At 62.9% G+C, this 14,849-nt stretch carries 14 protein-coding genes and 1 tRNA gene; 13 read left to right on the top strand and 2 right to left on the bottom strand.

Features of this window, described 5'->3' with window-relative positions; genetic code table 11:
* The first annotated feature begins 22 nt into the window (after positions 1 to 22).
* From AC062T_RS10160 to AC062T_RS10145, 4 genes are all read left to right on the top strand, one after another.
* A tRNA-Ala gene (locus AC062T_RS10160) sits at positions 23 to 96 on the top strand.
* 182 nt (positions 97 to 278) lie between these two features.
* Positions 279 to 1,394, top strand: a complete 1,116-nt coding sequence (locus AC062T_RS10155) for an acyl-CoA dehydrogenase family protein (protein WP_476029698.1) — start codon at positions 279 to 281, stop codon at positions 1,392 to 1,394.
* Between the two features lie 2 nt (positions 1,395 to 1,396).
* Entirely contained in the window at positions 1,397 to 2,494 is a 1,098-nt protein-coding gene (locus tag AC062T_RS10150; RefSeq protein ID WP_476029696.1) for an acyl-CoA dehydrogenase family protein, read from the top strand.
* A 50-nt stretch (positions 2,495 to 2,544) separates the two neighbouring features.
* Complete coding sequence (locus AC062T_RS10145) at positions 2,545 to 3,057, top strand: nitroreductase family deazaflavin-dependent oxidoreductase (protein ID WP_476029694.1); 513 nt, start codon at positions 2,545 to 2,547, stop codon at positions 3,055 to 3,057.
* Here AC062T_RS10145 and aqpZ read toward each other — a convergent pair.
* A complete protein-coding gene (gene aqpZ, locus AC062T_RS10140) occupies positions 3,054 to 3,818 on the bottom strand; it encodes an aquaporin Z (protein WP_476029692.1) in 765 nt (254 codons plus the stop codon). The two genes, AC062T_RS10145 and aqpZ, sit on opposite strands and share 4 nt — an antisense overlap.
* A gap of 115 nt (positions 3,819 to 3,933) precedes the next feature.
* Complete coding sequence (locus AC062T_RS10135) at positions 3,934 to 4,788, bottom strand: alpha/beta fold hydrolase (protein WP_476029690.1); 855 nt, start codon at positions 4,786 to 4,788, stop codon at positions 3,934 to 3,936.
* Positions 4,789 to 4,960: 172 nt separating this feature from the next.
* Here AC062T_RS10135 and AC062T_RS10130 point away from each other — a divergent pair, with 172 nt between their 5' ends.
* From AC062T_RS10130 to AC062T_RS10090, 9 genes are all read left to right on the top strand, one after another.
* Entirely contained in the window at positions 4,961 to 5,872 is a 912-nt protein-coding gene (locus tag AC062T_RS10130; protein WP_476029688.1) for a transporter substrate-binding domain-containing protein, read from the top strand.
* A gap of 96 nt (positions 5,873 to 5,968) precedes the next feature.
* Positions 5,969 to 6,925: an amino acid ABC transporter permease gene (locus AC062T_RS10125; protein WP_476029686.1), complete on the top strand. Its 957-nt coding sequence runs from the start codon at positions 5,969 to 5,971 to the stop codon at positions 6,923 to 6,925.
* Positions 6,922 to 7,755 (top strand): amino acid ABC transporter ATP-binding protein, encoded by an 834-nt coding sequence (locus tag AC062T_RS10120; RefSeq protein ID WP_476029684.1) that lies wholly within the window; start codon positions 6,922 to 6,924, stop codon positions 7,753 to 7,755. The genes AC062T_RS10125 and AC062T_RS10120 overlap by 4 nt, the downstream gene beginning before the upstream one ends.
* A complete protein-coding gene (locus AC062T_RS10115; protein ID WP_476029682.1) occupies positions 7,752 to 8,888 on the top strand; it encodes a CapA family protein in 1,137 nt (378 codons plus the stop codon). The genes AC062T_RS10120 and AC062T_RS10115 overlap by 4 nt, the downstream gene beginning before the upstream one ends.
* A gap of 18 nt (positions 8,889 to 8,906) precedes the next feature.
* A complete protein-coding gene (locus AC062T_RS10110; protein WP_476029680.1) occupies positions 8,907 to 10,142 on the top strand; it encodes a CaiB/BaiF CoA transferase family protein in 1,236 nt (411 codons plus the stop codon).
* A gap of 11 nt (positions 10,143 to 10,153) precedes the next feature.
* Entirely contained in the window at positions 10,154 to 11,431 is a 1,278-nt protein-coding gene (locus AC062T_RS10105) for an MFS transporter (RefSeq protein ID WP_476029678.1), read from the top strand.
* Between the two features lie 43 nt (positions 11,432 to 11,474).
* On the top strand, positions 11,475 to 12,623 hold the full coding sequence (locus tag AC062T_RS10100; protein WP_476029676.1) for a 2-hydroxyacyl-CoA dehydratase: 1,149 nt from the start codon (positions 11,475 to 11,477) through the stop codon (positions 12,621 to 12,623).
* Positions 12,620 to 13,897: a 2-hydroxyacyl-CoA dehydratase subunit D gene (locus AC062T_RS10095; protein ID WP_476029674.1), complete on the top strand. Its 1,278-nt coding sequence runs from the start codon at positions 12,620 to 12,622 to the stop codon at positions 13,895 to 13,897. The genes AC062T_RS10100 and AC062T_RS10095 overlap by 4 nt, the downstream gene beginning before the upstream one ends.
* Positions 13,898 to 13,923: 26 nt before the next feature.
* Positions 13,924 to 14,826, top strand: coding sequence for a PaaX family transcriptional regulator (locus AC062T_RS10090; protein WP_476029672.1), 903 nt, complete (start codon positions 13,924 to 13,926; stop codon positions 14,824 to 14,826).
* The last annotated feature ends 23 nt before the right edge of the window (positions 14,827 to 14,849 follow it).

Here is a 14,849-nt window from a genome sequence, read left to right as displayed (position 1 = left end):
TTCGCGAGAAGCCACACACCGAGGGTCCATGGCGCAGCCCGGTAGCGCACCTGCATGGCATGCAGGGGGTCAGGGGTTCAAATCCCCTTGGATCCACAGATAAGCCCCGCAAGCTAGTTGCGGGGCTTTTGTGTTTCTCCCGCGATGCGGCCCCGGTTGTAGTCCCGACCAATGGCGTGCGGTCATCATGCGGCGTCGCCTGGCGGATTCGCGCATCCTCTCGAACGCGGGGTGCATCACCCCTAGTGTGTGATGACAGCCGAGTGCAAGGGAGCCTTATGAGACTGCAGTTGTCCCCTGAAGACCAAAAGTTCAGGGAGGAGATGCGCGAGTTTTTCACGACGCAGATCCCCGAACGAATTCGATCGAAAGTGATCGCCCGCCAGGAACTCTCGAAAGAAGAGATGGTGGAGAGCCAGCAGATTCTGAACGCTGCCGGCCTCGCGGTACCTGGGTGGCCGCTCGAATGGGGTGGAAAAGACTGGTCGCAGTTGCAGCGCCATATCTGGCACGAAGAGATGCAGCTTGCGGGCGTGCCCCAGCCGCTCGCCTTCAATGCGTCGATGGTTGGGCCTGTTATTGCAAACTTCGCCTCGCAAGAGCTCAAGGAACGTTTCTTGGCCAAGACGGCGAATCTCGACATCTGGTGGGCGCAGGGCTTTAGTGAGCCCGACGCGGGATCTGACCTTGCGTCGCTGCGGACCACTGCGGTTCGCGAGGGCGACGAGTATGTAGTCAACGGGCAGAAGACGTGGACCACGCTCGGCCAGTACGGCGACTGGATCTTCATGCTCGTGCGTACCGACCCGGCCGCGCCCAAGAAGCAGCAGGGCATCAGCTTTCTGCTGATCGACATGACGACCCCTGGTGTCACGGTCCGCCCCATCGAGTTGATCGATGGCGGCTTCGAGGTGAACGAGGTTTTCTTCGACAACGTGCGGGTGCCCGCAGGGAACCTGGTCGGCGAAGAGAATGCTGGCTGGACCTATGCGAAGTTCTTGCTCGGCAACGAGCGTGTGGGTATCGCGCAGGTTGGTGCGTCGCAGAGAAACCTTGCGACGGCGAAAGAGATCGCCAAGGAGCGGGGCGTTCTCGATCGTTTCGCTTCTCGCATCGTTTCGCTCGAAAGCGAGCTTCTCGCGCTAGAAACGACCGCACTGCGGGTCGCGGCGCACTCTGACGGCGGCAAGCCGCATCCCGCGTCCAGCGTGCTCAAGATCAAGGGTTCGGTGCTCATCCAGGCCGTCTCGGAGCTTCTCATGGACATCGATGGACCGGCGGCCACAACAAGCTGGAACTCGCGCGTCTTTCTCAACAACCGCAAGGTGTCGATCTTCGGTGGATCCAATGAGGTCCAGCGCACGATCATCGCCGGCACGATTCTGGGGCTATAACAGTGGAATTCACAATCGATACAGAACAGCAGTCGCTCGTGCAGGCTGTGCGCGGGCTCGTTGGCAAGACCTACGACTCGTCGGAGGCTCGCCGCGCCGTGACCAAGGCTGAGCCTGGCTTTGCGGCATGGGATCAGCTCGCTGAAATGGGCGTTCTCAGCCTGCCATTCGAGGCAACGGCCGCTGAGGTCTCCCTTGCCGCCGAAGAACTCGGCAGAGTGATCGCACCAGACCCCTTCGTGGAGAGCATTGTTCTCGCGGGTGGGCTGATCAACTCCGTCGGCACTGACGAGCAGAAAAGCGAACTCGTCGACGCGATCGCCGAGGGACAGACCCTTCCGGTGCTCGCCTGGCTCGAGCCTAACCGCGGGTGGTCTGCTCAGGCCGTCTCCGTCACCTACTCAAATGGCAAGCTCAACGGCGTTAAGTCGACAGTCGTGCAGGCAGACCGCGCCGACGTTCTCGTGGTCTCTGCGGCGGTCGACGGTGGCACGGGGTTGTTCCTGGTCACCGAGGGCTACGCGACCGAAACGGAACGCACTCACGATGGCTCCCGCGCCGCGACCGTGACGTTCTCCGACACTCCCGCCGTGGCGCTCGGGGAGGGCGGCGACGCGCTCGCTGCGCTTGAGCATGCCCTCAACCTGGCACGGATCGCATATGCCCACGAGGCGCTCGGTGCGATGGCAGTCGCGCTCGACATCACCGTCGGCTACCTGAAGACGCGTAAGCAGTTTGGCGTAACTCTCAACAAGTTCCAGGCACTCACGTTCCGCGCTGCGGACATGTATGTGGAGCTCGAGCTCGCCCGCAGCGCTATCACCTGGGCAACGATTGTTGCCGCCGATGAGGGATCGACGCCAGAGGATGTTGCGGCAGCAGCATCCCACGCGGCGCTGCAGGTGGCCCGAGCCGGTCGCCACATCGCGCTCGACGCGATCCAGCTGCACGGCGGCATCGGGATGACCGCGGAGTACTCTGTGGGCCACTATGCAAGCCGCATCCTTGCGATTGGCCAGATGATCGGGGACGAATCTTTTCACCTCGACCGGCTTGCCGCCCGGATTGACGATCACACCGTCCTCGACCCGATCGGCTAATTGTCGCGCTAACGCGAGATAAAGGAGGCCATGGCGACACAATTGTCGTCATGGCCTCTTTTGTCGTACGCGCGGTTCGCCGCTGCATCGCTCCGCTCACCAGAACCCGGGTCTTTCGCAGCCTTGCGCCCAGAGTCATGCCGCCAGCGGAGCGCGTTGTGCGCATGATTTCTGGCGGCCGGGCGCAACTGAGCGGCTTGCTTGTGCCCTCGCTTGTTCTGCACACGGTGGGCGCGAAATCTGGGCTGCCCCGAGACACGGAGCTCATGTACACGCCCGACGGGCGGGGAAACGCGATCATTGCGGGCACGAGTTTCGCCCGAGACAAGCACCCGGCATGGACCTATAACCTTCTGGCGCATCCTGATGCGGAGATCACGGTGCGGGGCAGGCGAATGCCGGTGAGAGCGGAGCGCCTTCTGGGCCCAGATCGGGAATTAGGTTGGCAGCTGATCGAAGCTCAGTGGCCGGGATACCGGGCATATGAGCGCGAGTCGGGGCGTGAGGTTCGGCTGTTCCGGCTGCGGCTGGTGCCGGAGCATCCGGCCGCAGCCAGAACCTAGCGGTTCTCTTGAATGACCTTCTCGAAGAACACCTTGTAGGTGAGACCCGCGATGAGCGCCCCGAGAAGCGGTGCGACGAAGAACACCCACACTTGCCCCAGCGCCTCCGGGCCGCCATAGATGGCCGCGGCCAGTGACCGGGCGGGGTTGACGGACGTGTTGCTGATCGGGATCGAGATGAGGTGAATGAGCGTGAGCGTCAAGCCGATCGCGATTCCCGCGAAACCTTCTGGCCCGCGCCCCGATGTTGCTCCGAGGATCACATAGAGGAATACCGCAGTGAGTACGACCTCCGCGACGATGACCGAAATCAGGTTGAAGCCTCCGGGGGAGAGCTCGTCGTAGCCGTTGGAGGCGAAGCCGCTTTCGACGGCTTTATCGAGAAAGCCGTCGGCGCCGCCAGCAGCGATCGCATATATGACGGTCGAGGCGAGCGCTCCGCCCACGAGCTGGGATATCCAGTAGCCCGGCACGTCCTTCCAGGGCATTCGGCCAGCGAGCACAACGCCCAATGTGACGGCCGGATTGAAATGCCCACCGGAGATGTGGCCGACCGCATACACGCCAACGAGCACCGTGAGCCCGAACGCTATCGCGACGCCGAGAAAGCCGACGCCGAGCGGATTGGCTGAGTCGGGGAAACTCGCCGAGAATACGGCGGTTCCGACGCCGCCGAGGACGAGGAGAAATGTGCCGAAAAACTCTGCAGCGAGTTTTGCCGTGGTGTGTGGTGCCGCTTGGATCGAATCTTCGTTAGCCATGCTTCGATTCCTTCCCTTGAGCCGCTGTCACGAGGATGGCCGCGGCGGCCGCCGTGTGGCGTTCGGCAAAAGGATAGGTTCGGTGCCGCGCCCTGGACACCCGTCCCGTCCCGATCTATCGGCCGACGGCATCCATAAGGGTGCGATGGAACTCAACTGGCTTCTCCATCATGACGTCGTGCCCTGTTTCGAGACGGACATGGGTGAGCGCACTGCCCGCCATCTGCACGAAACCGGAGGCATTGAGCGACGCGGCGTAGGGCGAGCGAGAGCCAGAAATAAGGGTGACGCGAGAGAGATCGAGCGCCCCGAGCTCGGTGAGGACGGGCCTCTCGATGGTACGGGACGAATTGTCGTGCCTCCACACCCAGCCGCCATCCTGTGGCCTGAGGCTGCGCTCGCCCACGAATTCGGCGAGCCATGATGGCCAACCTGCCCGTGCTGTACGCGAACTGAACGCCTCGGCTCCTTCGGCAATGGTGGGGTAAAACGGCTTGCTGGTCGAGGGTTCGGCCTGAGCACTCGCGTAGGCGGGGTCAAGCGGCACGGCGTCGACGGAGACGATGTGCTCGATGCGCGGAACCGTGCCGCGAGCGCCGAGGAGAAGCGACAGCATGCCGCCGAGAGAGTGGCCCACGAGAATGAGACCGTCGTCACGGGCGAGGTCGGAGGCCACTGCCTCAAGCTCGCCGAGCCAGACGCTGGAGGGATAGTCGTCGCGCCACTCGCTGTCACCGTGCCCAGACAGGTCCATAGCGGCCCACTTGGGTGTTGCGACACCAAACAGAGCGAGCTCTGCGGCCCACCAGGTTGAGTGCGCTCGCCCGCCGTGGACGAACAGGAATCGGGGCCCGGGCCCGCTGCCGCCAGTGCGATAGCTGATGCGCGCACCAGAACTCATAAGCTCGTGCGTGGTTGCGGAGTCATAGGCAGCCGGCGAGAACCAGGCCGGGCGAAGGAATGTAGGCATCGTGGCCAGTGTAGGCGACGGATGCTCGCACATTTGTTAGCCGCAAGATGCAACTCATTAGTATTGACGGTCGGCTCATTTGGTGACTAGCATTGGCTCGCAATCATCTACCGCCACCGGTGTCGGCCGCAGTGCTCTGGCCTATGCCAATCGAATCCAATGGAGTGTTCACATGCGCGCGATCCGAACCGGCGGCCTTGCCGCCTTGGGCCTAGCTGGCCTACTTCTCGTCGGCTGCTCGACAGGCAGCACGACTCCGACTGAAAGCGACAGTGCTGCGCCTGAGCCGAGTGCCGCCCCTCTCTACGACCAGCTCCCTCAATCCGTGAAAGACAAGGGCAAGCTCGTATTTGCAGGAGACACTCATCCGCCCTATCGCACCGTCGAGGCCGATGGAACGGTGACGGGCATTGACCCGGAGTTCCAGGAACTTCTCGAAGCGCAACTCGGGGTGGATATCGAAATCGAGATCGCGTCGGGGCTCCCCGCAATTCTCTCGGGAATGCTCTCGGGGCGCTACGACGCCTTCAACGGTCCTGTGCGCACGACCGAGGAGCGTGAAGCGGAGTTTGACGCCGTCGTGTGGCTCACCACCCGCACCTCGTATGTCTTTCTGGAGACACGCGAGAAAGACATCAGCTCGTCCGACGATCTCTGCGGGTTGAAGATCGCCGGAGTCGCCGGATCGGTGACCGAGTCTCAGATTGAGCGACTCAATGCGTGGTGTGCAGCGGAGGGGGAGACCCCGGCCGAGTTCGTGGGTCTGGCCGACACCAACTCAACGATTCTCGCCGTGAAGTCCGAGCGAGCGGATGCTCTGGCCGTCACTGAGACCGCAGCGATCGACATCCTCGATAAGACTCCCGACACCTTCGGGTACCACACCCAGACGGATGAGCAGGGTGCCGGAGTCGACCTCCTCGCCATGTTTGCTCCCAAGACAACGGGGCTCGGCGAGGTGCTCAACAAGGCCGTAGAGAACATCTTTGAGAACGGCGAGTACGAGACATTCATGAAGAAGTGGGGTCTCTCGAACGTTGCGGTCGAGAAGCCGATGTTCAACCCCATTACGAGCGGCAAATAACGCAGACGAGGCGGGCGCAGGCCCTTCGGTCGCGCGCCCGCCTCATAAGCGACGCTCAGCAGCACCACCGCACCAACCACGAGCCAGGAGCACCGCATGACAACGCCAGCAGCGCCGCGCGTCGACGTAGCGACCGCACACCGACGATTCAAACCATGGCGGCTCGTCGGCGCCATCATCATCGCTATCGCCGTCGCTCAAATCGCGGTGTTCCTCGTCACTAACCCGCGTCTCGAGTGGAATGTCGTAGCGCAGTACCTGTTCGCCCCCAGTGTGCTCACGGGGCTCGGTATGACTCTCCTGCTGACCGTGATCGGAATGGTGATCGGCTCCATTCTGGGCACACTGATTGCCGCAGGACAGCTGAGCGACTTTTGGCCCGTTCGCTGGGTGTGCCAGGCCTACGTAGGAATCTTTAGGGGCATCCCTCCTCTCGTTCAGTTGATCTTTTGGTTCAACCTCGCATACCTCATTCCCCGTATTTCGATCGGCGTGCCTTTCGGACCCGAGCTCGTCTCGTGGTCGGCAAACGACCTCATCACCCCTATGACGGCAGCCATAATCGGGCTCAGCTTGCACGAGGCCGCCTACATGTCAGAGATCGTGCGCTCCGGCATTCTTGCGGTGGATCCTGGCCAGCGCGATGCGGCGAAGGCCATGGGATTCAGCCGGATGCACACGTTCTTGACGGTGGTCTTGCCGCAGTCGATGCGAGTGATCATCCCGCCGACGGGGAGCCAGTTCATCGGGCTTCTCAAGGGGACCTCCCTCGTGTCCGTCATTGCGATGGGTGACCTGCTGCACTCGGTGCAGACCATTTACAACCGCACCTATCAGATCGTGCCGTTGCTCCTCGTCGCCGTGATCTGGTACCTCGTGGTCGTCACGATTCTTACGCTCGGGCAGCGCCGAATTGAGCGCTACTTCGGGCGCGGCTATGACCGAGCGGTCGAGCCCCGAACGGGCGCGGTTCGCACGATGCTCACAGGGGCGATCGCGCTGCCGGCTCCGGCCAGCAGTCGGCGCTCCGGCTCAAAGGAGGCCAGACGATGAATGCCATGACCGAACGCACAACCGTGCTCGAGGCCACGGGTCTCACCAAGCGCTTCGGCACGACAACGGCCCTCGACGACGTCGACCTGTCGGTGCAGGAGGGCGACGTCGTCGCCATTCTTGGGCCATCCGGCTCGGGCAAATCCACGCTCGTGCGCTGTCTTCACCAGCTGGAGACGATCGACGGTGGGGCGATGTACCTTGACGGCGAGCTTCTGGGGTTCGAGGAGCACCGTGGAGGCGTCAGACCTCGCAGCGACCGGCAGGTGCAGCAGCAGCGTCAACAGATCGGCATGGTGTTTCAGCAGTTCAATCTGTTCCCCCACTGGACGGTTCTCCGCAACATCATGGAAGCGCCGATCAGGGTGCACGGGGTTAAGCCTGCGGCGGCGAGAGCCAGGGCGCTTGAGCTGCTCGAGCGGGTTGGCCTTTCTGACAAGGCGGATGCGCATCCGCGCCAGCTTTCTGGCGGCCAGCAGCAGCGAGTCGCGATCGCCCGTGCGGTTGCGCCTAACCCCCGGGTGATCCTCTTCGATGAGCCGACAAGCGCGCTCGATCCTGAGCTGGTCGACGAGGTGCTTGCTGTTATGAAGACGCTCGCCCAGACCGGCATCACGATGGTCGTCGTGACCCACGAAATGTCGTTCGCCCGGGATGTCGCAGACCGCTGCGTGTTCATGGCCGACGGACGGGTAATCGAGGAGGGCGCGTCGAACGACTTTTTCACCTCACCCACGACGCCGCGGTTGCAGAGCTTTCTCTCTCGCTATTCGGAGCAGGGGCGCCGTGCGGTCGAAGCTGACGCCGCAGAGAGAGGGGTTTCCGTATGAATCAGACGCTCACGATCATGGCGGTCGGCGACCTCGTTCTCGACGAGCCGAACCCTGATTTCTTTTTCGCTCCGAGCACGCACGTGTTGAGGGGGGCAGACCTCGCGATAGGGCAAATCGAGGTGCCTCACACTACATCGACGGAGTGCGCCAGCGTCGACGTGCCTGCTCCTCCCGCTGACCCGGCTAACCTCGCCGCCGCAGGCCGGGCGGGCTTCGCCATTGCAACCCTCGCGGGCAACCACATCTACGATTGCGGACCGCAGGGGATCTCCGACACCGTCCGGCTCTGCCGGGAGGCTGGCATGGTGCCAACGGGGGCGGGAATGACGCTTGGAGAAGCCTGGCTGCCCGCGATCGTAGAGCGAGGCGGACGCCGGATCGGCGTGCTCAACGTGAACTGCGTCGGGCCTCGCGAATCATGGGCGACGTCCAAAAAGCCCGGTGCGGCCTACGTCAAGGTGATCACCCACTATGAGCTCGACAGCGCCAACCCGGGTGGCCCACCCTCCATCTACAGCTTTTGCGACCCGGCGTCTCTGCGAACCTTCGTGGCCGCGGTAACGCAGCTGGCTTCAGAAGTTGATGTTGTGATCGTGGCCCTGCACAAGGGCATTGGACACATGCCGGCAGATATTGCGGCATACGAGTTCGAAATCGCCCGTGCCGCAGTCGACGCGGGAGCGCACGCCGTGATTGCCCACCACGCCCACATCATGCGAGGGATCGAAATCTATCGGGGGGCCCCCATCTTTCATGGGCTCGGCAACTTTGTCACGGTGACGTCGGCGCTGTCGACGGGAGACGACAACTCACCCGAGCGTCAAGCCTGGGCGAAGCGGCGCAAGAAGCTCTTCGGATTCTCACCGGATCCGGCCATGCCGACCTATGCGTTTCATCCCGAAAGCCGTAACACCGCGATCGGCGTGATCAGCGTCGAGCCAGACGGAACCGTCAGTGGCTCCCTCATCCCGTGCTGGATCGATGATGATGCTCGCCCGATCCCGCACGGTGATGACGAGACAGGGCGCCGCGTTGCCGCCTATATCGAAGACATCACCCGCGAGGCAGAGCTCGACACCGTATTCACGTGGGACGACGGTCGGGTGCGTGTGAGCGCACCGGCGGTCTGACCGAAAGGAACCATCCAGATGACCACCCATCGCCCCCTCGAGGGCAAGACCGTAATCGATCTCACGACGGCACTATCCGGCCCCTACGCAACCCTCATGCTTGCCGGTCTCGGAGCGAGAGTGATCAAGGTGGAGAACCCGAGCCGCGGGGGAGACAGCTCACGCAACAACTCTCCCTATGTAACTGCCGAGGGTCTGAGCGTGACCCGAAAAGGCCCAGATGACATGTCGGTATCGATGATGCTGCGCGGGAGAAACAAAGAGAGCATCACGCTCAACATGAAGCATGCGGAGAGCCGCGACGTCTTCTTTGATCTGGTGCGCAACGCCGACATCGTCGTGGAGAACTACAGCGCTGGCGTTACGAAGCGACTGGGAATCGATTACGAGAGTGTTCGCCATCTGAACCCTGGGCTGGTTTACACCTCGATCAGCGGATTTGGCGCGCAGGGCGGTTCTGGCAAGGCAATGGACACGATCATTCAAGCGCTCAGCGGTGTGATGATGACGGCGGGAAAGCCGGGTGACGGCCCAGTGCGGTTCGGTCTGCCGGTGGGGGACCTCGTGGCTCCGCTCTTTGCCGTCATCGGCACACTTGCCGCCGTCGTTCAGGCCAACGACACCGGCGAAGGCCAACACGTCGACGTGTCGATGCTCGGTGCTCTGACCTCTCTCGTCGCGTGCGAACCGTTTGACGCATTCGAAAAGATCGGCCTTCCCATGCGCACGGGAGACTATGTTCCCCGACTTGCGCCGTTCGGCACGTTCGCCACGAGCGACGGATGGTTCGCGATATGCGCGCCGACCGACGAATTTGCCCGCGGCGTGATGATGGCGCTGGGCACCCCGGAGCTTGTCGACGACGCGCGATTCGCCCAGAGGGACGGGCGCGTCGCCAATGCAGATGCCCTCCACGCCATGATCGCCCAGTGGGCACAGCACCGAACTACCTCCGATGCCACGAGCACACTCGAAGCGTGCGGTGTGCCGGTGGCGCCGGTGAGAAGCACCGCTGATGCCGTGCGGGATCCGCTTGTGCAGGCCCGCGGCGAGGTGGTCGAGCTGCACCACCCGCTGTTCGCCACCGAGGAGCCTCTCTATGGAACGGGCATGCCCATCCGGCTATCGGCCAGCGAGACTTCTCTGACCGTGCCAGCGCCGACGCTCGGGCAACACACCGAAAGCGTTCTCGGCGAGCTTCTGGGCTACAGCGACGACCGCATCGCTACGTTGCGCAGCTCAGGAGCCTTGTAGGTCGCATTGTGATGACGACACGAGCCCCCTTGGGGTCTGGCAGCAGCGAGAGCGGCCGTGACCGGGGCGCAAACCCAGCGCTCGCGGCGCTTCGCGTGCCCAATTTCGCGCGCTATTTTGTGGGTCAGCTCGTGTCGAACACCGGTACCTGGTTTCAGAACCTGTCGATCTCGCTCATAGTCGTTCAGATAACGGGGAGCGCGAGCGCCCTAGCTCTCGTAACGGTGGCGCAGTTCGGGCCCATCCTGTTATTCGCGGGCATCGCGGGCAGGCTGGCCGACAGTGTCTCACCGCGCACGATTCTGGTAGTGACATCCGCAGCATCGATTCTCACGACCGGTGGTCTCGCGTTTGCCGTAGGCGGCGAGAATCCCTCGCTGCCACTGCTCTATATCCTCATTGCTGTCTCGGGCAGTTTCGCGGCCTTCGAGCGGGTTGCGGCACAGGCTTTTATCTATGAGCTGGTAGGGCCAGGGCTACTCAAGAACGCCGTCGTGCTCAGCACGGTCTATATTTCGGCGGCGCGCTCAATCGGCCCAGGGCTCGCGGGCTTTGCGTTCATCGCAGTGGGACCAAGCGCATGCCTCGCGATCAATGCAGCAAGCTACGTGGCGGTACTCATCGCCGTGCTCATGATTCGGCGGGGCAAGCTGCATGCCCGCATCCGCGCCGACGGACCGCGAGCGACAATCACCGAGAACCTGAGGGCAGTACGGAGCAATCGAACCCTCGTGGTCATCCTCTGCGTGAATATGGCGATTGCCGTGGCCGCGATGAACATGAACGTGATTCTCACGTCGGTCGTCTCCCTCACCTTCGGCGGTGATGCAGCGGCGCTGGGGGCGGCGCACGCCCTCAATGCGGTGGGGGCGGTGATCGGCGGGCTTTTGCTCACGCAGTATGCGCGGCTTGGGCCGACGACACTCATCCCCGCATGCCTGCTTTTCGCTGTGACGCTGGCGATCAACGCCGCAGTGCCGAGCCTCCTGCTGTTTCTCGTTGCCGCGCCGATTCTCGGAATCGGAATTGGCATCTACCAGGGGGTCATCAACAGCGCCGCCCAGGAAGCGTCTGAACCTCACGCCATCGGTCGCACAATGTCTCTCGTCACCCTCGGCCAGCAGGGGATGGCTCCCCTCGGCGCCATCATCATTGGCTTCCTTGTCGACCTCACCACGGGCCAGACGGCGCTCGCCGTGGGAGCTGCTGTAGCGGCGGCGTGTGCCATCGCCGTCTATCTCGCTCTTGTACGGGGACCGCGTAGGCAGGGGCAACTCGCCGTTGAATAAAACGCCACCGCCAAGGCCGCCATCGACCCATCAGAAAGCCACCATGTCACCTCACCTCAGCGCACAGGCTGCTCTCGCCGAGATCCGAGCCGCTGCCGCACGCGATTCAATAGCGCCGGGCCATAGCGCACCCTTCGTTATCGGTGTCGTTGGTCACGATGTTCCCGTCGAGCTCATCGAGGCTGCCGGGGCCGTTCCGCTCCGGCTGAGGGGCAACCCGGAGTGGGACACAACCGACGCGGACTACTATCTCGGCACAGGGCTCGACCCCGCGACCCGCTCGATCATGGCGGGCATTCTGGCCGGGGCATTCGGGGCGCTGAACGCAATTGTCGTATCGAGCGATTCCGATGCCTCACAACGCCTGTTCTACGTGCTCAGGGAGATCCACCGTGTCGACGGGCAAACCGGCCTGCCTCCTGTTCATCTGGTGGACATCCTGCATCTGCCTCGGGAGTCGACCGCCCGCTACAACCTGGTGCGCATCACGGAGTTTGCAGAGCTATTGCGCACTTGGACAGGCTCGGCGTTGAGCGACTCTGACATTCGGCAGGCTATTGAGGGTCATGATCACAGGCGCTCTCTGCAGCGGACCGTGATGGCCCTGCGAGCGACGGACCCTCCACGGCTCAGTGGAGTCGATGCTGTGGCCGTTTTTGCCGCAGCCGACCGGATGCCCGCTCCGCGGTATGAGGAATGCTTGTCTGCGATCTGCGCCGATGGTGATTCCCTGCCGCAGCTTTCGGGCACGCGAGTGTTTCTTTCGGGGAGTGCCCACGACAGAGACATCGTTTATCGAGTAATAGAAAGTGCCGGCGCTGTCATCGTGGGTGAAGATCACGCGGGCGGCGAACTTGTGGCACAGCTCGATGTGTTCCCTGCGCCTCCTGCTGCAGTCGGTCTCCTTGATGCTCTCGCCCGTCGGTATCAACTGGGCGTTCCCACCTCGCAGAGAACATCGATCTCGGAACGGGCGGAGCGCACAGCAGACGGAATCAGACGCACGAAGGCGGAACTCTTGCTCTCGTACATTCGCGTCATGGACGAATCCCCGTTGTGGGACTTTGCTGCTCAGCGACAAGCATCACCCGTCGCTGCCAGTGTCGTAGCCCGGCAACAGTATGGGCGGATTAACCCCGTCGACCTCGACCGGGCGCTTCGGGCGCCTCACGACACCGGAGTGAATGTATGAACCCGCGAAGAAAAGACCGTCTCGCCGCTGCGGGAGCCGCCCTCGCGCATCAGAAAGAATGGTTCGCGGGGCTACACGAACATGTCGCTGCGGGAGGAAAATTTGCCCTGGTCAACGCGGATACCCCGCATGAGATCCTCAGGGCGTTCGACATTCCTTATGTGGTGAATCAGTGGTGGTCTTCGATAGCGTCCTCTCGCTCGGGCGCCCAGCGCTATCTCGATTTCTTGGCGGAGCGAGGGCTTCCGCGCGATTCCGATCAGTACAACGCGATCGGGCTGGGTTCGGTGTTCGATCCAGACCCCTCAACGGCGCCGTGGGGCGGCCTGCCCCGGCCATTCCTCGTGCTCGGCGACATCACGGGGGATGTGACCCGCAAGGTTTTCGACATGTGGGGTGAGCAGGATGGGGTCACGTTCTTTCCCTTTGAGAACGCAGCAGAGGCCACCGCGGAGCCCGAGTGGTGGACAACTTTGCCGCACGACTGGGAGCGGCTAACGGGCGAGGCTCGCATTGATCTGCTGGTGGATGAGCTGCGCGAACTGATCGACTTCTTGGAGCGAGAGACGGGCACCACCTTCGATCCGGCAAAGCTTGCGGCGATCATGGAGATTGGCAATGAGCAGGCCGAGTGGAACCGCCGCACGCGGGATCTGCTGGCCGACGCGACGCCGTGCCCTGTCAGCGTGAACGACAGCATCTCCGCCGTGATGGTGCCGCAGTGGCACCGAGGCACCGAATGGGGCCGTGATGCCGCCAAGGCGCTTTATCACGAGGTGGAGGCGCGGATCGCAGCGGGTGATGCGCTCGCGAATCCCGAGCGTGCACGCCTGATGTGGGTGGGGCGGGGGCTTTGGTTCGATCTCGGTTTCTACCGGCACTTCGAGCACGAGTATGGAGCTGTGTTCGTGTGGTCTATGTATCTTGCTATCGCGGCCGACGGGTATGCCCGGTACGGTGATGACCCATTGCGCGCCCTCGCCGCTCGATTTGTGGGCTTTCACGAGCACCTCTATGTGGCGCCCATGTCGGCGGAGTGGTACGTGGACCAGGCGAAGCAGCACAGGGTTGATGGCGTGGTTCACCTGGTCTCGCAGGACCCTCGGGGCAATTGGGCCACAACCAGAGCGCTCGAGGCTGCGGGAATCCCCGTGATCGAAGTCCACGCAGATAACGCCGACGACAGCGCCTACGACGTTGACGAATTCCGCGGACGCGTTGCGACGTGGCTCTCGGAAAGTGTGCTGAGCTCCGCTAACGTAGAGGCGCTATGAACAACAGACCGGGGGGAGCAGTGGACATGGAGTTCCTGCCACCGGGGCCACGCCTGCCGAGGTCTACCACCGGTCGAGAGCCTCAATACCTGATCGTCACGCTGCTCGGCGACTACTGGTTTGGCCGCCAGGAGAAAATCCCGTCCTCTGCCCTGGTGAGCCTGCTCGCCGAGTTCGATGTGACGGAAAGCAGCGCCCGCCAGGCCATGCGGCGTCTCACCAACCGCGGGTTTCTCGTCCAAGACAAAGTGGGGCGCACCACCTACTACGGAATCCCGGAGCGGATGTCGGAGTCGACTGTCGCGCGGAGGCGCAGGGTGCTGCGCTTTGGCACAGAGTTCACCGACTGGGACGGCTACTGGACGGTGGTCTCGTTCTCTATCCCGGAAAAGGATCGAGACGTGCGCCGTCTGCTGCGAAACGGCCTGCGCGACCTCAAGTTCGGGCTTCTCAATGACGCCATCTGGGTCTCTCCTCATCATCGGTCAGAGCAGGCGACGGCGCTGCTCGATCAGCTCAACGTTGCCGACGCGAGCGTGATGCGGGCGAAGATTCTTGATCGGCCCGGGCGCGAGCAGTCGTACGTCGACGTTTTTGACCTGCGGCAGCTCGAACTGGACTACCACGCCTTCATCGATCGCTATGAGCCCATGATTGATAAGGTTGCGGCCGGCCAGATCGCGCCGAGCGATGCCCTAGTTCTTCGCACAGAAGTCATGAGCGAATGGCTGCAGTTTCGCCAGGTTGACCCAAGCCTTCCGGCACCACTGCTGCCAGCTGACTGGCCGCGCACGCGCGCACGTGAGGTTGCCTACCGGATTTACGATGAGCTCGGCACGACGGCAGAAGGTCGCTTCCGGCAGATCATCGCCGCCGTTGACCGTGACCTCGCAGCCCTCGCTTCGCACCACACGTCGCGAGACGCCTAAGCGCCCAGACGCCCAGACCGCTA

The organism is Homoserinimonas sp. (genome assembly GCF_056262345.1).
Note: the sequence above shows the minus strand (reverse complement) of the source record. Positions and strands in the feature narration are given on the sequence as shown.